We start from the raw sequence: 19,055 nt of genomic DNA, 5'->3' as shown, positions 1-19,055 counted from the left end.
GCCGTTTATAATCCATAATTAATGAAAGAATTTACCCAGTCCAGTGGAGCAAATCGACATGGCAGGCGAAACCCAACAAGCAAAAACATTGTATGACAAATTATGGGATGACCATCTAGTAAAACAACGAGATGATGGCTCCAGCTTACTGTATATCGACCGTCATTTATTGCATGAAGTGACTTCTCCACAAGCCTTTGAAGGCTTGCAATTGGCGGGTCGTAAGCCTTGGCGTTTAAGTGCCAATGTAGCAACACCAGACCATAACGTACCAACCTCTAAAAAAGAGCGCGCTGAAGGTATTTCGGGTATTGAAGATGATACTTCACGTATCCAAGTGCAAACTTTAGATGACAACTGTAAAACCTTTGATGTGGTGCAGTTTGATATTAATGATGTGCGTCAAGGGATTGCGCATGTAGTTGGACCTGAGCAAGGTTTAACTTTGCCAGGTATGACAGTGGTGTGTGGTGACTCACATACAGCAACCCATGGTGCATTTGGCTGTTTGGCACATGGTATTGGGACATCGGAAGTTGAGCATGTCTTAGCAACCCAATGCTTAGTGCAAAAGAAAATGAAAAACATGTTGGTACGTGTTGACGGAAAATTGGGTCAAGGCGTTACACCAAAAGATGTGGTATTAGCCATCATTGGCAAGATTGGTACTGCTGGCGGTACCGGTCATGCGATTGAATTTGGTGGTCAAGTGTTCCGCGATATGTCGATCGAAGGCCGTATGACAGTTTGTAACATGGCCATTGAAGGCGGTGCCCGTGTGGGTATGGTCGCTGTCGATGAAAAAACCATTGAATATGTAAAAGATCGTCCATATGCGCCAAAAGGTGAGCAATGGGATCAAGCTGTAGCATACTGGAATACCTTGCATTCTGATGAAGGCGCGCACTTTGATACCGTAGTTGTGCTTCAAGGTGAAGAGATTGAGCCACAAGTGTCTTGGGGTACTTCACCTGAAATGGTCATTCCTGTGACTCAAGCGGTACCAACTTTAGAACAAGCCAAAGATGATGTACAGCGTAATGACTGGACCCGTGCTTACCAATATATGGGCTTAACCGCAGGTCAGGCTTTGGCTGATATTCAATTAGACCGCGTGTTTATTGGTTCGTGTACCAACTCACGTATTGAAGATATCCGTGCGGCGGCTGAAGTTGCCAAAGGCAAAAAAGTGGCGCCAAGCATTAAACAAGCGATGGTGGTACCAGGTTCTGGTTTAGTCAAAGCACAGGCAGAAGCGGAAGGCTTAGACAAAATCTTAATCGAAGCAGGTTTTGAATGGCGTGAGCCGGGTTGCTCAATGTGTTTAGCGATGAATGCAGACAAATTACAGCCGGGCGAACATTGTGCATCGACTTCAAACCGTAACTTTGAAGGTCGTCAAGGTAATGGTGGTCGTACCCACTTGGTGAGCCCAGCAATGGCAGCAGCAGCAGCGATTGCAGGTCACTTTGTTGATGTACGTTCATTCTAATAGGAGCAAACAACATGAAAAAATATACCGTTGAACAAGGTATCGTTGCACCATTAGACCGTGCCAATGTCGATACAGATTTAATTATTCCAAAACAGTTTTTAAAATCAATTAAGCGTACTGGTTTTGGTGCTAACCTTTTTGATGAACTTCGTTATTTGGATGAAGGTTATTTAGGTCAAGACAACTCAAAACGCCCGATTAACCCAGACTTTGAATTAAACAAAGCGCGTTATCAAGGTGCATCAATCTTGATTTCACGTGCCAATTTTGGTTGTGGTTCGAGCCGTGAGCATGCGCCGTGGGCATTGGAAGAATACGGTTTCCGTACTGTGATTGCACCAAGTTATGCGGACATTTTCTTTAATAACAGCTTTAAAAATGGCATGTTACCTGTGATCTTGTCTGAAGAGATTGTGGATCAGTTATTTAAAGAATGCTTTGCAAATGAAGGTTATCAGTTAACCATCGATTTAGAAGCACAAGAAGTGCGTACACCGAGTGGAGAAAGCTTTAGATTTGAAGTCGATCCATTCCGTAAGCACTGCTTATTAAACGGTTTAGATGATATTGGTTTAACTTTACAAGCAAGCGATGACATTCGTGCTTATGAAGAAAAAACCAAAGCAGCACGTCCTTGGGTATTTAACGAAATTCGTGGCTAAAGCCATAGCTTCGATTGTGAAGTCTTGCTAACATTTTGTTCAAATTTCATTGGCATTCGGTAGCAAGATGAAAAAAACATGCTTTAGCGGTTTGGTACTGAGCGCAATCATGCTACTCAGTGCCTGCCAATTGGTCGATACTGCACAAATTAAACATGTGCCTGAAACAAAAGCGACGCAAAACAATGCGTTAATTTATTGTACAGGCACCAGTAATTGTGAATTTGAACGTTTTAATGCGATTCAAATTGTGGATAGCGATAAACATAAAGTTTATCGTGAAGCCATACAGGCAAAAATTTTGCGTTTGCAACAAAGCCATTTAGGTAAAAACAACGCTTTATATTTGTCAGTACCAGCAGGTTCGCATGAATTGGTGTTACGTTTCTATCCAGTGTCTAAAGACCGAGCAGAAAAGTTGCATTTAATTCATAGATTTAAGGCCAAAACGTCTTATACCTTGCAGATGTATCGTAAACGGAATACCACACGGAGTACCAGTTTACTCAAAGCCTCGGTTCCTGACCCTTTGTGTGTTGATTTAAAGCAAGAGCAAAAGACCATTCGTCGTTTTTGCAAACCCTATGATGCTATAACTAGCGTGGGTGAGTTTGTAGAACAAAAACTTTAATTGGACTAAATTTTTTAGTCATGTATCAATGGAATATCTCATGTCAAAACATATTTTGATTTTAGCTGGTGACGGCATTGGCCCTGAAATTGTAAAAGCTGCTGAACAGGTCTTAACGTCTGTGAATGACAAATTCAATCTGGGTTTGACGTGGGAACAAGGTTTATTAGGCGGTGCCGCGATTGATGCGCACGGTGCACCATATCCAGACGTGACTTCTGAACAAGCCAAACGTGCAGATGCAATTTTACTTGGTGCAGTAGGCGGTCCACAATGGGATACCATTGAACGCTCAATCCGTCCTGAACGTGGTTTATTAAAATTACGTTCTGAGTTAAATCTATTCGCGAATTTACGTCCTGCAATCTTGTATCCGCAGTTGGCGGGTGCTTCAAGCTTAAAGCCTGAAATTGTAGCGGGTCTTGATATTTTAATTGTTCGTGAATTAACAGGTGGTATTTACTTCGGTCAACCACGCGGTATCCGTGAACTCGAAAACGGCGAAAAACAAGGCTTTAACACCGACGTTTATGCGGAATCTGAAATCAAACGTATTGCCAAAGTGGCCTTTGAAATGGCAAAACTTCGTGGCGGCAAAGTATGTTCAGTCGATAAAGCCAACGTGCTTGAAGTGACTGAGCTTTGGAAACAAACCGTAACTCAATTGCATGCTGAGCAATATCCAGAGATCAATTTGTCACATATGTATGTCGACAACGCAGCAATGCAGTTGGTACGTGCGCCAAAACAATTTGACGTATTGGTGACAGGTAACTTATTTGGCGATATCTTATCTGATGAAGCTGCCATGTTGACAGGCTCTATTGGGATGTTGCCATCTGCATCTTTAGATGAAAATGGTAAAGGTATGTATGAACCTTGCCATGGTTCAGCACCAGATATCGCAGGTCAAAACATTGCCAATCCACTGGCAACAATTTTATCTGTTGCTATGATGCTACGTTATACTTTCCGTGAAGAAGCGGCAGCCAAAGCTATTGAAGATGCGGTAGGCAACGTATTGGATCAAGGTTTACGTACAGCGGATATTATGTCTGAAGGCATGAATAAAGTCGGTACGATCGAGATGGGTCAAGCTGTAGTGGCTGCATTAAACTAATTTGCATCAAACGTGCTTTAAAAACGCAGCTTAAGGCTGCGTTTTTTTATGCTGCAAAAGCGCTACAGAACTAGGCTGCATTTCCTTTTAAAGTAAATCAATGCAGCTACAAGGAGTGGCACCATGCAAGCACTAGGGTTGGGTTTAATATTATTGGCAATCAGCAGTTTAAGCTTTGCAAATAACTGTGAAAATCCACGTAATACCTATGATGATGTCTATTGCACCAATAAAGTTTTTCATGATGCAGATGCAGAACTCAACAAAAGTTATGCAGAACTGAGAAAACATCTCACACCAGCGCAAAAAGTCAGTTTAAGAACAGCGCAACTGGCCTGGATTAAACAACGCGATGCAACCTGTTCGAGTGAAGAACACAGACAGGTCTTTGTACAATGTAATTTAGATGAAACCACCACGCGCAATGCATGGTTACGTGAGCGGATTCGTGAATGTAAAACCATTGGTTGCCAAACTAAACAGCTTCGCTAGAGCATAAAAAAAGCCACTTAAAACAGTGGCTTTTTTGCTTACACTAAAACTTAGCGTGCACGGTACGTGATACGACCCTTAGTCAAATCATAAGGTGTCATTTCAACTTTTACACTGTCGCCAGTCAAAATGCGGATATAGTGTTTACGCATTTTACCAGAAATGTGAGCAATCACTTCGTGACCGTTCTCTAAACGTACACGGAACATAGTATTAGGAAGCGTCTCGGTGACAACGCCTTCGAACTCGATGAGTTCCTCTTTATTGGCCATAGCCTACCTGAATGAATAAATTGGAAAGGTGCAAATTATAGTCAATTTTTTTCTCAAATACAAGGCAGCAAGGCGGCACTGGTCGCCTAGGTGAGAGTAAAATAAGCGAATGCACAGTATACAGATTGTGCTTAAAATCAAATGCACAGTAGTTGTGAGTTGTGACAATCAAAGTTAAGCTCAATCTTATGGTTTTATGGCAATACAAGGAAGGTCTAGGCGTGGCTCAGCTAACGGATGCATCAGTGATATTACGCTTGGGCTATCAAGCACTACGCCGTGCGGGATTACCAACAGAGAAGATTCTTGGCAAAGCGGGTGTGGCACTCAATCAAATACAAACCAATAAACGTACCCCTTTAAGTGCACAACATGCCTTTTGGAGTGCGGCAGAAGAGGTTTCAGGGGATTGCGATATTGGCTTACATTTAGGTGAACATTTGCCTTTATATCGTGGTCAGGTGATCGAGCATTTATTTTTAAGTAGTGAAAATTTTGGCGAAGGTTTAAAACGTGCTTTGGCTTATCAGCGTCTGATCAGTGATGCCTTTCATGCGGTATTGGTCATTGAAGAGGGACGTTGTTATTTAAGTAACGGCACGCGTGGCAAAGCAGATAATTTTGTCAATCGACACTTTACCGAGTGTGCTATGGCTGGCGTGATTCGCTTTTTTAAGTTTATGACTGAAGGACGTTTTGAGCCCTTATATATTGATTTTAATTTTGAGCAAGGTGCAGCGGATGAAGAATATTTACGGGTTTATGGCTGTCCAGTCAGTTTAGAGCAAAAAGAAACGCGTTTATATTTTGATGCTGGTGTGTTGGATTATCCTTTATGGCAAGCTGAACCTGAACTGCTACAGTTGCATGAACAATTGGCCTTAGAGAAGCTACAAGAGCTGGCGCGTTATGATTTAGTGGGTGAGGTGCGCCGTGCCATTGGTGCGACCTTAGAGAGCGGAGAAACCACCTTAGAAACCGTGGCTGCTCAGCTTAAAATTACGCCACGGCGCTTACGTACCCAGCTCAGTGATGCAGATACTAGTTTTCAGCAAATCTTATCAGATTATCGGTGTCGCTTAGCCAAGCGTTTATTGGCAGGTACCAATGAAAGTATTGAAAAGATTGTATATCTCACGGGTTTTTCTGAACCGAGCACGTTTTATCGGGCTTTTAAACGCTGGAGTGATGAGACGCCGGTGGAATATCGTAAACGTAAGCAGCGTTAGAATCCCTCCTTAGCTCTCTTTACAAAAGGGAGGTTAAGCGAAGAGAAGCACTACTTCGCAAGAGGAGGGACTATTTAATAATTTATTCAGGCATATTGAGCCAATGCGGGCCAAGTGGCATTTTCGGCAGTTCAAACTCACTTGGATAATCGGCGTGAATAAAGTACAGGCCATCTGGGGGGGCGGTAATGCCTGCTGCAGAACGGTCTTCGGCGGCAAAGATGGTATCAATATGATCTACCTCATACATGCCTTGGCCAATTTCCAATAAACAGCCCATGATATTACGTACCATATGGTGTAAAAAGCCATCGGCTTGAATATCTAAAACTAAGTAGCAACCATGCTGAATGAGGCGGCAATGGCTGACATGGCGTACAGGTTGATTAGACTGACAAGCAGCTGCGCGGAAACTTTCAAAGTTATGCGTACCTTCAAACTTTTGCGCTGCCTGCATCATTTTGGTGACATTGAGTGGCTGATAAACATGCGTAACTTGCTTATACAATAAGGCAGGGCGCATAGGGTTGTTATATACCACATAGCGATAGCGACGAGCCTTGGCTTTAAAGCGCGCGTGGAAGCTATCATCCATCTCTTTAATCCATTGGATCGAGATGTCTTTGGGTAACTGGCTATTGGCACCCATGAGCCAACCACGCACAGGGCGGATGGCATGGGTATCAAAATGTGCCACCATATTGGTGGCATGTACTCCGGCATCCGTACGACCTGCGCCATGTAATATAATCGGCTCATTGGCGATTTTGCTTAACACTTGCTCAATGGTTTCTTGCAGACTGATCACACCTGCTTGCTGGGTTTGCCAGCCGCGATACTGCATCCCACAAAATTCAATACCAATGGCAAAACGTTGCATAGTGACCTCAAGAATTTAATTGTTCATGCCAATGAGCACGGCGCTCATCCACGGTCGGGTATTGTAAATAGATTTTAAAGGCTTTTGCATAAAGATCTGCATGGCTGGCACAATCACTGCTTAAAATCTTGGCATGCTGTAACCATGCTGAAACCGCATAACGTTGATCTAGACCACCAAACGGCACTTGGCTGGTGAGTAGGGTTAAGCAACCTGCTGCATAGAGATCATTGAATAGCTCTAGCATGAGGCTATCGGCATGTAAATTGCCAATTCCAAAGCCTTGTAAAATTAAGATATCGGGTGGGTCTTGGCAGAGCTGCTGTAACTGTTTGATATGCTGTTTTAGGCTGAGTGGTTGCCACATTAAATTGAGGCAGCGGAAATCATCAGCACGTTGTAAGTCACGTTCACTGACCTGATAGTGCTGCGCATGGGAGTCAAAGGCTTCATTGGCTGCTAAACCTGCAAAGGCATCAAGCTCAATACTGTGCTGTTTGAGTACAGTTTGTGCATGGAACAGTTGATGATGAAATGCCACATAAACGCCACTTAGATATTTGAGTACCGCATACAAAGCATTGTTTAAATTATCGAGAGCATCTGTAAATTGGCGCAGATCATTGCCTTGCACATTTAACAGCGGATATTGACTGCCTGTGACCACCACGTGCGCTGATTGACCCAAAAAGCGCGCCAGTAATGCTGCCGCATAGCTTAGGGTGTCTGTGCCATGCAGAATGACAAAGTGTTGATAGTTTTGCTGCTGCAACGTTTGAATTTGTTGGATTAGCGCTAACCAATCACGCGGAGTACAGGCACTACTGTCTTTAATGCAAGGTGCAATAAAACACTCAATGGCTAATTCTTTAGATAAAATTTTTTCAAGCTCAGGAATAAATTGAGCTGCAGGCATTGGGCTTAAGGGTTCGCCTACACAACCAAAAGTACCGCCCATATAAATTAACGCGATTTTTTTCATATAAAATAAAAAAGCAGCCAAGGATGACTGCTTTATCTTAGAGCGAAATGCCAGCTTTAGGCGATTTTATTTCGTAACGCTGTGGCTATTTGGCGTTGTTGTGCATTGTAATTGGCTTCTTGCTCGGCTAACAGGCTTTGTGCATGTTGGTAAGAGCCAACACGAATATACTCAGCCGCTAGACGTAAGTTTAAGTCTGCCTCGTCAATTTGACCGAGTGCTGGGAATAATTGCAACAGCGGATCATTGGCTTCGACTGTAGGCTGAGTAGGTGACTTATCTGCGCTTGTAGTAGCAGCTGGTGCTTCAATCTTAAACTCGAAATCTTGCGGGTTAAGTTTGCGATCAGCTGCTGCTTGAGGTTGTGTAGATGCCTGAGGCGTTGGCACAGGATCAAGACTAACTTCTAGCTTAGGTTTTGCTGTAGCTGGTTGATCAAGATTAAATTCCAGCTCTGTTTTTGCAGGTGCTTTAGCAACAGCGGCATCGGCTAGATTAAAATTGCTTGGTTGACTACTAGGCGCGGATGCTGAATCTAAATTAAATTCTAATTCAGAAGTTTGAGCTGCTTTATTTGGACTAAAGCTAAACTCAAGGCTATTGTCGGCAGGAGGCGCTTGCACTTGAGCTGCGGGTGCTGCGGCAGTTTGATCTAAATTAAAAGCAAAATCTAGAGATTTTTCTTCAGTTTTGCTTTCAGTCGCCGCAGCTGGAGCAGGGCTAAATTCTAAAGGCTGCGCAGGTTGTGCTACTTTTTGTGGCTGACTAAAACTAAACTCAAGTGCTTGGGGTTCTTGAGGCTGAGCTTGAACTGCAACAGGTGCTTTGACTTCAGCATCTGACGTCCGCGGTTCTGGCTGTGTAAACTCAAGTGGCGCTTGAGATTTAGCCGTAGTGACTTGCTCTTGTAATTGATCAAAAGAGACTGAATTTTGTGCAAATTGCGCTGCTTGTGCTTCTGCTTTGGCCTTGGCTTGTTGGGCTAATTTTTGTTCATGTGCTTCACGTTGCGCTTGTGCTTGGGCCAAAACATCATCGAGCTGTAAAGAACGTAAATGTGTGAACAGCTGATTAATCGCGAACTCATCATTTTGCAGTAAATGCAAATCTAGCAACATCAAATACAGCTCATGCTGACCATTATCACGATTTAATGCTTGGTTAATTTGTGCTTCAGCAGCAAAATAGTTGCCCTCACGTATTTGATTTTCAATATGGCGACGTAACTCAGGCGCTAAAGTTGAGCGTTCGTTGGCAACCAAAGTATTTTGCTTGGGTTGCGCCACATGATCTGTAATCTCTGCGCTAGTTACAGTTGCGGCTTTTGCTTTGCTTTTAGTCGAGGTTGTTTTTTTAACTGAATCAGCCTCTTTACTGGCTTCACGTTTTTTTAAAATCAGTGCAACAACCAATAGCAGAACAAATGGAAGCACGTATAACAGCATGTTAATTAACCCCTTGTGGAGAGCAGTCTAGGTCAGCTGAATCCACCAAAAAAATCGTTGTTGTAACACCTAAATTGGTCATTTTTTCTGTACTTGCTGCGCTTTGATTTGCTGTTGCAATTGCGCAAGACGAGTATTTAGTAGTTGAATTCTATGATCCTTTTGCTTAAGCGTCTGATCCAACTGTGTTACGTTTCTCTGTAATTTAACGCTTTTTTCGCGAGCTGTCATAACTTTTAATGCTAACTGCTCAGAGCTTTTAGTACTTTGTGTGCTTTTTTTGGCAGAACCTTGTACAGAATCAGATTGTTTCTGTGCAACTAGACTCATTTTGGCCTCAGTGAGACGATATTTGGCTTTGCCAGATTGCTGAGCGCTCACCCTAGGTAAATCCTGATAGGCAATTTTTTCTTGGCCAACAGGTGTTGATTCTAAGTTAAAACTAAGTAAGGCACCGCGACGTAATTTATTGGGATCGCCACCAATAAATGCCTGTGGATTATTGCGTTGAATATCCTGCATCACTTCAGCAGTTGAGCGCTGATATTGCTTGGCAATTTGGGTTGAAATTCCCCATAGAGATTCATTGCTTTGCACAATATGTTGCTGAGAGGGAGAAGACTGAATCGAACGGCTATGCGTTGTTTGGGCAGAGGTAGATTGTGGCGCATGAGCCAACTGCTTATTTTGCTGAGTTTGCAGGGGTGGCGGAGCGATTTTTTGGACTACCAATACAGTTTCACCTGCTGCAACTGTTGAAGCATCTGATGCTTTGGTAATGGCTGCGGCTTGAGCTGCTGTAGTAGGTGAGGTTGTAGTGACTGCTGTGCCTTGTATTAAAGGCGGTGTTGACGTGCTGAGTTGTAAGGGCTGCTCTTGACGGTTGACAGCAGGTGCAACAGCGCCATGTGGATCAGTAACAGGTAGGTTTAAGGCAATTTCTTCTTCACGTTGTACTTTAATCGGTACTAATTTTTTTTCTGCAGTGGTTGCTTGCTGGGTTTTTAAATCTGCTAAACGGGTTTGAATATGTTGTAAACGAGTGGAACCAGCATGTTGAATTTTAACCACCACATTAAGTTCGGTTTCAATCACAGGACGTGGAGAGGTGATGGTAATCACCCCAGTATCACTACTTGACTGGCGCACAAAGAAGCTTAAATGACCGGGGGGGTGATGATAAACACCTAAGTCATTTAAATCCTTAGCTGTGGCTAGACCCACATGTAAGGGATGATTGGGGTTGGCATGTTCAAAGGCAATTTCAGCATACAATAACTCGCCGGGTGCGGATTGCACCTCAATTGGCATCAAATTTAAGGCATAAATGTGCTGTGAAATTAAGCAACTAAAGACAGTTAATTTAAATTTATTATAAAAATTCATTTTATATAGTTCGTCGTTCTCTAAAAGCTTGGCAGGTAATAAAAAGAGCTGTAACTAGTTTACTCAATAAAACCAAACAGTCATAGACAAGACACAAAAAAGCCGGTCTATGTGACCGGCTCGTTTTGACTTAAACTCAATTAAGCATTTTTATAATCAATTAAGATACGTAACATACGGCGTAAAGGCTCAGCAGCACCCCAAAGCAGTTGGTCACCTACAGTAAATGCGCCAAGATATTCTTTGCCCATATTCATTTTACGTAGACGACCGACTGGTACAGTTAAAGTACCGGTTACCGCAACAGGCGTTAGATCCGTCATAGACGCTTCACGCGTGTTTGGTACGACTTTTGCCCATTGGCTAGACTGACGAATCATATCTTCGATTTCGTTTAATGGTACGTCTTTTTTCAGTTTTAAGGTGATTGCTTGCGAGTGACAACGCATCGCACCAATACGTACACAGTGGCCATCAATTGGTACGATTTGCTGGTTACCTAGGATCTTATTGGTTTCAACTTGACCTTTCCATTCTTCTTTTGACTGACCGCTCTCTAATTGCTTGTCAATATACGGAATTAAAGAACCCGCTAAAGGCACGCCAAAGTTTGCTGATGGGAACTCTTCGCCACGTTGAAGCGCAGCAATTTTAGAGTCAATGTCTAAAATTGGAGAACGCGGATCATCTAACAAATCTTTAGTATTGTTATATAAATAACCCATACCTGTGATTAACTCACGCATGTTTTGCGCGCCAGCACCAGAAGCGGCTTGGTATGTCATAGAGGTTGCCCATTCCACCAAATTGTTTTGGAATAGTGAACCTAAGCCCATCAGCATTAAAGAAACGGTACAGTTACCGCCCACGAAAGTTTTTGTGCCTTTTACTAAGCCGTCTTTAATGACATTCATGTTGACTGGATCAAGTACGATGATCGCTTCGTCATCCATACGTAAGGTAGATGCGGCATCAATCCAATAACCATTCCAACCTGTTGCTTTTAACTTGGCAAAAACAGCTGTGGTATAGTCACCACCTTGACAGGTAATAATGACATCCATTTGCTTCAGACTTTCAATGTCTGTTGCATCCATAAGTGCTGGGGCAGTTTTACCGCCAAACGCAGGCGCTTCACCACCTGCATTACTGGTAGAGAAATAAAACGGTTCGAAATGAGCGAAATCGTTTTCTTCAACCATACGTTGCATAAGGACGGAACCAACCATCCCGCGCCAACCGACCAGACCTACTTTCATGTCACTTTGCCTCGGTGCGTAAAAAAATAAAAAGGGATTCGAGTGTATCAAAAGGCTGTTGAACTGCAAGCCTTAGATCAGCAAAACAGCAACAATATTGTCCAATATATCTTGTTTATGTTAGATGCAAAATTGATATAAATTTATAAGTGGCTAAAAAATTAAGAATATCAAGAAGGAGAGGGGTAGATGCTGTGGATTGAAATTGTGGCAGGTTTGGTGATTTGGCTGAGCTTCTGGTCGTTGATCCCTCGTGATGAATGGTGGTTTCGTGGCGCTGACTTCCCGCGCTTACAAATTTTGTGTTTAGGCTTCGTGGCTTTTTTGGCCTTGCTATTTTGGTCGGGCGAGTGGGATACACGTCGTTATGTATTTTTGACCCTGTTAATTGCAGCGCTCGCTTACCAACTCAAAATGGTTTTACCATATACCTTTATCTGGAAAAAACAGGTAGCCAGTGTGCGACCTGAACAACTTGATCCTGATAAACAGATTTCGTTATTGGTATCAAATGTATTAACACCCAATAAAAAATACTATCTCTTGATTGCAGAAATTGAGAAATATCAACCTGATATTGTTCTTACTTTAGAAACTGATCAGACTTGGCAAAATGAGTTGGCATGCATCGAAAAAACCTATCCTTACCGTGTGCCTGTGCCTTTAGACAACTTATATGGTATGCATCTGTATAGTAAGTTGCCGCTCAAAGACACCGAAGTGAAATTTATCTTAAGTGATGAGATTCCTTCCATTCATACCACCGTCACCTTACGTTCAGGTCATGAGGTACAGCTCTATTGCTTACATCCTAAACCGCCAAGCCCTACTGAAGCCAAAGACTCAACTTTACGTGATGCTGAATTGCTGATTGTGGGTGATCAAATTAAAGATCTTGATGAAAGCTGCATTGTGATGGGTGATTTAAATGACGTGGCTTGGTCGCGAACGACGCGACTGTTTCAACGCATTAGTGGCCTGCTTGATCCACGGGTGGGGCGTAAATATGTCAATACTTTCCATGCCAATTATCCTTTGCTACGCTGGTCGCTGGATCATATTTTTCACAGCACTGACTTTGCCTTAGTGGATATGCAACGGCTGCCACATATGGGTTCAGACCATTTTCCAGTATTTGTGGTGCTACAAACAGGGCGCGTCTTTGAGCAAATTCAAGAAGAGCTTGAACAAACCGATGCTGATGAAGAGGAGGCACAACAAGCCATCCAAGAGGGCATTGCTAAGGCGGAACGAGAGGAAAAAATAGTGACTGATGATATGGCAAAAGACTATAAAGATGGGACAAAAACCCCTTAAGCTGTTATGTGATGGTGTAAGCATTTACGTACATAAAATGAGGTATGTTGCCAATTGGCAGCTAGACCTGATTAGCTTAATCTAGCTTTAACAGCAGATGGAATCGGGAATGGAATATCCCACTCAGGACGAAAATAGCTGTAGGAATCAAGCATCACGGATTTGATGTTGGCAAGGAAAACCACAGAACAAAAAACAACAATAATATTGCAAGCACAACCTTATAAGACCCGAGTTTTACAGGATGTAGAACTCGGGTTTTGACTTATTTGCTGTGTATAACTTGGTTATACAAGGCTAAAGTCTGATTACACATCTCATCTAAACTAAATCTATTTACAGGCGCTACAACTTGCGGTTGTTGAATATGTTGCTTGAGCTTTGCTAATAAAGTCGCTTGATCATCGACTGCAACTAAACCTTGCGGATAAAGCTGAGATAAAATTTCTGCGACGCCGCCGCGTTGCCAACCAATCACAGGTGTGCCCACTGACAATGCTTCTAATACGGTACGGCCAAAGGTTTCTGCTTGATTAGACAAGGATAAAGTCAGGTCAGAAAAGGCCAACCATTCGCGAATATCTGAACGATGACCGACAAAGGTAATGTGCTTGCTTAAACCTTGCGCCTGAATATTGCTTTTTAGCTCGTCTAAATACGCCGCTTTTTTCGGGTCTGCGCCACCGACCACCACAGCATGTGCTTGTGGAAACTCCGCTTTAATCTGCTGCATGAGGGTAATCAAAGTTTCATGACCTTTGAGGCGGGTAATACGACCGGGTAAACAAATCAAAAATTTATCTTTTAGCTCAGGAAATTCCTGCCAAGTTTTTGCTTGCCAATCTGCTGAGGGCTGATAACCATGTGGAAATGCTGTTGGGTCAATGCCACGGTAAATCCGTACAATATCTTGTGGTGGGCAGTTTTTATAATTTTGGGTGATGTAATCCATCACGCTATCCGATACCGCAATGACTTTTTCTGCTTGAGTCATAATTTGGCTATAACGGTTAATGGAGTAAAAACCATGTACTGTCGAAATTAAATGTGGACGCTTGTCTTTAGAGATACCTTTTAACGCAAAATGGGTCAGCCAAGCGGGGACGCGCGAACGCACATGTACAATATCGGGTTGCTCTTGCTCGATCAAATCACGCAGCGGACCAATCTGCCATAAGCTCGATAAGGCTTTTTTATGAATGGCAAGGGTACAATGTTTAGAGCCTTGTGCTTCTAATTCAACGACTAAACGGCCACCGTTAGACACCACTACAGATTCATGACCCGCTTGCACTAAAGCATGCGCGATTTCTAGAGTACCGCGTTCTACACCGCCACTATTAAGTTCGGGCAATAACTGCATGACTTTCATATCAAATTCCTGCCTTAGTAAATTTTGTCATAGCCTTGTGGGCGGGTTTTAAAACGACGATGGAACCACATATATTGGGTGGGTGCGATGCGTAACTGCGCTTCAATGATTTGATTGGTACGCGTGGCATCGGCAAGTTCATCTTGGCTTGGGAAGTGGTCGAGTGCGGGCTCAATCATAATGTGATATTTGGGATCTTTAATATCACCATGACGATAGAAATACAAAGGAATTGCGGCAGCTTTGGTCATTTTGAGTAAACGACGATGTGCGGTTACGGTTGCCGCAGACACGCCAAAGAATGGCGCCATCACGCCTTGTTTTAAGCCAAAATCTTGATCTGGACTGTACCAAATTGGACGGCCATTTTTTAAATGACGGATTAAACCCCGCATATCATCATGGTCAATTTGGTTTTGATAAATGGTGTGTCGGCAGCGATAAATCAGCATATCGAGGAGTGGATTATTTTGCGGACGATAGACGACATCGGGATCAAAGAACTGCGCGCAGGCATAACCACCAGCATCTAGCAAAGTGGAATGTGTACCTAACAGTAGAATACCTTGACCTTGGGCTTGCGCATGTTGAATATGCTCTAAACCTTCAATTGTCACCCGACCTTGAAACCATTTTGGCGTATACCATGCATTAAGGGTTTCAAAAATCCCCAGCATTTGGTCAATAAACACCTGGCGCGCGTTGTCTTGTAATTGTTGCGCTGACCATTCTGGGAAACAGACTTCTAAGTTGCGCAGGGTGGTTTTACGCCGTGATTTTAATTTTTTAAAAGCAAAACGACCCAAAATATGTGCCAGACGTTGTTGTATGGCCCACGGTAACATGGCCAACAGCATCAACAACACAATACCCAGCCATATGCCCCAATATTTAGGCAACAGGAATGACCACTCAAATTTACCGGGCTGATAGGTGCGTTTTTGACTCATAACAACTGAATTAAAGCAAATGAGCGCAGCAGTTTAGCACGAAGCACAAATGAAAGCGCAACTTGCCCCAAACACCACGTTGCTAGAAATTGGTGCAATTATTGCTTAAGCAAGCCACTGCGGAAATTCTTTGTCATTTGAGGGGATCATGAATCAAGCCTTAGTAACGCCCAAAGCAAATGCCACGCAATATTGGTTTGCTAGACTGGAGCTTGACTTTGTTGCTGCGCAAAATTGCACCATTTTAAAGCACAGAAAACATACAGGTCCTGTTCGAGTGCAAAAAATGCTATGGCCAGAAAAAACCGGTGTTTGCCATGCCATTATTGTGCATCCACCTGCGGGGATTGCGGGGGGAGATCATTTAAGCTTTCACATGCAGGCCAGCCAAGCTGCCCATGCCTTAGTGACGACACCGGGGGCAGGCAAATGGTATAAAACCAATCAAAAACAAGCCTTTCAACATATTGAAATTACAGTGAAAGACTCCGCTATTTTTGAATGGCTGCCGCAAGAAACCATGCTCTTTAATGGTGCATGTGCCAATTCATCCACCAAAGTTATGCTCGATCAAAGTGCAAGTTTTATGGGGTGGGATATGTTGGTGCTGGGTCGTCAAGCTTGTGCTGAGCAATTTAGTCAAGGGAGCTACCAAAGCAGCTTGCAGTTGTATCGGGATGACAGATTATTAGTCACCGATCGTTTAAATTTTAGTGGTAATGACCGCTTTTTAAGCTCCTGTTTAGGCATGCATGGTCAGGCAGTGATGGGCAGCTTATGGGCTGTCGCTCCACCAGCACAGCGCAATAGCACAACTTTAGAGGCTCAAATTGATCAAATCCGTGAATTAATGATGCGTATGCAAGTTAATGTGCGCCTAACACTGCTTGATGATGTGATTACAGCGCGTTATTTGGGCAACGATGTGCGTCATTGTCATGATGCCTTTGCCGCGATTCGAGCCAAGTTACGCCGCTATTGGTTTGATCTAGATGAAGAATTTCCAAGAATTTGGCGCACTTAATTTTACTCTTATGCCTTGCAAAGCAGTGCTTCTTATCTCCCAAAAGGAGAAGGCATTTTTACATAGGTGTAAATTTCCCTCTCCTATAAGGAGAAGACTAGGGGCAGCTTTCTATAACGTGCACACATTTTGCATAACACACCAAGAAAATATTTAGGAAAGCAACATGGAACTTAATCCTACTGAAAAAGACAAAATGTTGATCTTTACTGCGGGTTTAGTCGCAGAGCGTCGTAAAGCGCGGGGTTTAAAACTCAATTATCCAGAAGCGATTGCATTTATTTCGGCAGCGCTATTAGAGGGCGCACGGGATGGTATGAGCGTAAGTGAGCTTATGCATTACGGCACCACTTTATTAAGTCGTGATGATGTCATGGATGGCATCCCTGAAATGATTGCTGAAGTTCAAGTTGAAGCCACTTTTCCAGATGGTTCTAAGCTTGTCACTGTGCATCAACCGATTGTTTAGGAGCTGGCTATGATTCCGGGAGAAGTCATTACTTTAAACCAAGACATTGAAATGAATGTGGGTCGTGAAACCTTAAAAATGCGTGTGGCTAATGCAGGCGATCGTCCTATTCAAGTCGGTTCACATTTTCATTTTGCTGAGGCCAATGACGCGTTGCAATTTGACCGCGAACAAGCGCGAGGTTATCGCCTGAATATCGCAGCAGGAACAGCGGTACGTTTTGAGCCGGGACAAAGCCGCGATATTGAATTGGTGGCACTGAGTGGCAAACGTGAAGTGTATGGCTTTGCGGGTCGTGTAATGGGTAAGTTGGATTAAGGAAAACAAGATGAAAATGTCACGCCGTGCTTATGCGGAAATGTTTGGCCCCACCGTAGGCGACCGCGTTCGTTTAGCCGATACCGAGCTATTTATTGAAGTCGAACAAGACCTGACTACCTATGGTGAAGAAGTTAAATTTGGTGGCGGTAAAGTCATTCGTGATGGGATGGGGCAGTCACAACTGTTGGCTGAAGACGTTGCCGATACCGTGATTACCAATGCTTTAATTGTGGATTGGTGGGGCATTATTAAAGCCGACGTGGGTTTAAAAAATGGCCGAATTTGGAAAATTGGTAAAGCCGGAAATCCAGATATTCAGCCTAATATTACGATTCCTCTTGGTGCGGCAACTGAAGTAATTGCGGGCGAAGGGCAGATTTTAACGGCAGGTGGCGTTGATACCCATATTCATTGGATTTGTCCACAGCAAGTGGAAACGGCACTGATGTCAGGCGTGACCACCATGATTGGCGGTGGTACAGGCCCTGCAGCAGGCACATCAGCAACCACAGTGACGCCCGGCCCATGGCATATTGCCACCATGCTACAAGCCATTGATGATTTGCCGATAAATATTGGTTTACTCGGCAAAGGCAATCTTAGCCAACCTGAACCGATTGCCGAGCAAATTCGTGCAGGTGTGGTGGGTTTAAAATTACATGAAGATTGGGGTTCAACCCCTGCCGCGATTGATAACTGTTTGACTGTAGCGGATGAATTTGATGTACAGGTGGCGATTCATACCGATACCTTAAACGAAAGTGGTTTCTTAGAAGAAACCTTAGCGGCATTTAAAAACCGTACTATTCACACTTACCACACCGAAGGTGCAGGCGGTGGACATGCGCCTGATATTTTAAAAGCCATTGGTCAGCCCAATGTCTTGCCATCATCCACCAATCCAACCCGTCCGTATACCATCAACACCATTGATGAGCATTTAGATATGCTGATGGTCTGTCATCATTTAGACCCAGCGATTGCCGAAGATATTGCCTTTGCGGAAAGTCGGATTCGCCGTGAAACCATTGCTGCGGAAGATATTTTGCAGGATTTAGGTGCGATTGCCATGATGTCATCCGATTCACAAGCCATGGGGCGTGTGGGTGAAGTGGTGATTCGTACATGGCAAACCGCGCATAAAATGAAAGTGCAACGCGGCGCTTTGGAGGGCGATACTGCGCATCGTGATAATGAACGCGTCAAGCGTTATATTGCCAAATATACGATTAACCCTGCCATTACCCATGGTTTAAGTCATGAAATTGGCTCAATTGAAGAAGGTAAACTTGCCGATTTAGTGCTATGGAAGCCAGCCTTTTTTGGGGTTAAACCCTCAATGATTATTAAAGGTGGAATGATTGCAGCTGCGCCAATGGGTGATATTAATGCGTCTATTCCAACCCCGCAGCCTGTGCATTATCGGCCGATGTTTGGTGCCAATGCGCGTGGTGTACATAACACCTGTATTACCTTTTTGTCGCAAGTGGCGATTGATGCAGGGGTGCATAAAACTTTAGGTTTAAACAAGCTGATTAGTCCATGTAAAGGTACGCGTAATATTTCTAAAGCGGATATGAAGCACAATACTTATTGTCCTGTGATGGAAGTCGATCCTGAGATTTATGAGGTTCGGGCAGATGGCAAGTTGTTGACCTGTGAACCTGCGGACGTGTTGCCAATGGCGCAGAGGTATTTTTTGTTTTGATTATTGATAGGTGTATTTGTCACGTTAATTTCACCTAAAAA

The 19,055-nt window shown here is 43.4% G+C and carries 19 protein-coding genes; 11 read left to right on the top strand and 8 right to left on the bottom strand.

Annotated features, from left to right (window positions below):
* Positions 1-58: 58 nt before the first annotated feature.
* From leuC to AC5YCI_RS09965, 5 genes are all read left to right on the top strand, one after another.
* Entirely contained in the window at positions 59-1,492 is a 1,434-nt protein-coding gene (gene leuC, locus AC5YCI_RS09985) for a 3-isopropylmalate dehydratase large subunit (protein ID WP_496129782.1), read from the top strand.
* 14 nt (positions 1,493-1,506) lie between these two features.
* A complete protein-coding gene (gene leuD, locus AC5YCI_RS09980; protein ID WP_496129783.1) occupies positions 1,507-2,157 on the top strand; it encodes a 3-isopropylmalate dehydratase small subunit in 651 nt (216 codons plus the stop codon).
* A gap of 67 nt (positions 2,158-2,224) precedes the next feature.
* Positions 2,225-2,788 (top strand): hypothetical protein, encoded by a 564-nt coding sequence (locus AC5YCI_RS09975; RefSeq protein WP_496129784.1) that lies wholly within the window; start codon positions 2,225-2,227, stop codon positions 2,786-2,788.
* A 40-nt stretch (positions 2,789-2,828) separates the two neighbouring features.
* Positions 2,829-3,908, top strand: coding sequence for a 3-isopropylmalate dehydrogenase (gene leuB / locus AC5YCI_RS09970; protein WP_496129785.1), 1,080 nt, complete (start codon positions 2,829-2,831; stop codon positions 3,906-3,908).
* A gap of 123 nt (positions 3,909-4,031) precedes the next feature.
* A complete protein-coding gene (locus tag AC5YCI_RS09965; RefSeq protein WP_496129786.1) occupies positions 4,032-4,400 on the top strand; it encodes a lysozyme inhibitor LprI family protein in 369 nt (122 codons plus the stop codon).
* A 50-nt stretch (positions 4,401-4,450) separates the two neighbouring features.
* Here AC5YCI_RS09965 and infA read toward each other — a convergent pair whose 3' ends face one another.
* Positions 4,451-4,672 (bottom strand): translation initiation factor IF-1, encoded by a 222-nt coding sequence (gene infA / locus AC5YCI_RS09960; protein WP_001284370.1) that lies wholly within the window; start codon positions 4,670-4,672, stop codon positions 4,451-4,453.
* A 221-nt stretch (positions 4,673-4,893) separates the two neighbouring features.
* On the opposite strand from infA, the gene AC5YCI_RS09955 reads away from it, so the two are divergent.
* Positions 4,894-5,901, top strand: a complete 1,008-nt coding sequence (locus AC5YCI_RS09955) for an AraC family transcriptional regulator (RefSeq protein WP_496129838.1) — start codon at positions 4,894-4,896, stop codon at positions 5,899-5,901.
* A gap of 82 nt (positions 5,902-5,983) precedes the next feature.
* Here the strand turns inward: AC5YCI_RS09955 and truA are convergent, their stop codons facing one another.
* From truA to asd, 5 genes are all read right to left on the bottom strand, one after another.
* Positions 5,984-6,781: a tRNA pseudouridine(38-40) synthase TruA gene (gene truA / locus AC5YCI_RS09950; protein ID WP_496129787.1), complete on the bottom strand. Its 798-nt coding sequence runs from the start codon at positions 6,779-6,781 to the stop codon at positions 5,984-5,986.
* Between the two features lie 7 nt (positions 6,782-6,788).
* Positions 6,789-7,763, bottom strand: a complete 975-nt coding sequence (locus tag AC5YCI_RS09945) for an asparaginase (protein WP_496129788.1) — start codon at positions 7,761-7,763, stop codon at positions 6,789-6,791.
* A gap of 56 nt (positions 7,764-7,819) precedes the next feature.
* Positions 7,820-9,208 (bottom strand): T4P machinery localization factor FimV, encoded by a 1,389-nt coding sequence (gene fimV / locus AC5YCI_RS09940; protein WP_496129789.1) that lies wholly within the window; start codon positions 9,206-9,208, stop codon positions 7,820-7,822.
* Between the two features lie 78 nt (positions 9,209-9,286).
* Entirely contained in the window at positions 9,287-10,594 is a 1,308-nt protein-coding gene (locus AC5YCI_RS09935; protein ID WP_496175502.1) for a type IV pilus assembly protein FimV, read from the bottom strand.
* Positions 10,595-10,734: 140 nt separating this feature from the next.
* Positions 10,735-11,853 (bottom strand): aspartate-semialdehyde dehydrogenase, encoded by a 1,119-nt coding sequence (gene asd, locus AC5YCI_RS09930; RefSeq protein ID WP_496129791.1) that lies wholly within the window; start codon positions 11,851-11,853, stop codon positions 10,735-10,737.
* Positions 11,854-12,042: 189 nt separating this feature from the next.
* Between asd and AC5YCI_RS09925 the strand changes: the two genes are divergently transcribed.
* Entirely contained in the window at positions 12,043-13,170 is a 1,128-nt protein-coding gene (locus AC5YCI_RS09925) for an endonuclease/exonuclease/phosphatase family protein (RefSeq protein WP_496129792.1), read from the top strand.
* A 265-nt stretch (positions 13,171-13,435) separates the two neighbouring features.
* Here the strand turns inward: AC5YCI_RS09925 and AC5YCI_RS09920 are convergent, their stop codons facing one another.
* Complete coding sequence (locus tag AC5YCI_RS09920) at positions 13,436-14,542, bottom strand: glycosyltransferase family 4 protein (protein ID WP_496129793.1); 1,107 nt, start codon at positions 14,540-14,542, stop codon at positions 13,436-13,438.
* Positions 14,543-14,556: 14 nt separating this feature from the next.
* On the bottom strand, positions 14,557-15,492 hold the full coding sequence (lpxL, locus tag AC5YCI_RS09915) for an LpxL/LpxP family Kdo(2)-lipid IV(A) lauroyl/palmitoleoyl acyltransferase (protein WP_496129794.1): 936 nt from the start codon (positions 15,490-15,492) through the stop codon (positions 14,557-14,559).
* A 148-nt stretch (positions 15,493-15,640) separates the two neighbouring features.
* Here lpxL and AC5YCI_RS09910 point away from each other — a divergent pair, with 148 nt between their 5' ends.
* The 4 genes from AC5YCI_RS09910 (at position 15,641) to ureC (ending at position 19,014) form a co-directional block, all read left to right on the top strand.
* Positions 15,641-16,516, top strand: coding sequence for an urease accessory protein UreD (locus AC5YCI_RS09910; protein WP_496129795.1), 876 nt, complete (start codon positions 15,641-15,643; stop codon positions 16,514-16,516).
* Between the two features lie 166 nt (positions 16,517-16,682).
* Positions 16,683-16,985, top strand: coding sequence for an urease subunit gamma (ureA, locus tag AC5YCI_RS09905; protein ID WP_496129796.1), 303 nt, complete (start codon positions 16,683-16,685; stop codon positions 16,983-16,985).
* A 9-nt stretch (positions 16,986-16,994) separates the two neighbouring features.
* Positions 16,995-17,303 carry an urease subunit beta gene (locus AC5YCI_RS09900; protein WP_122901019.1) on the top strand — a complete coding sequence of 103 codons (309 nt, stop codon included), beginning with the start codon at positions 16,995-16,997 and terminating at the stop codon, positions 17,301-17,303.
* A gap of 10 nt (positions 17,304-17,313) precedes the next feature.
* Complete coding sequence (gene ureC, locus AC5YCI_RS09895; protein ID WP_496129797.1) at positions 17,314-19,014, top strand: urease subunit alpha; 1,701 nt, start codon at positions 17,314-17,316, stop codon at positions 19,012-19,014.
* Positions 19,015-19,055: the final 41 nt, after the last annotated feature.

The organism is Acinetobacter sp. CY17 (assembly GCF_059515825.1).
This window is presented reverse-complemented; position numbering and strand designations above follow the sequence as displayed.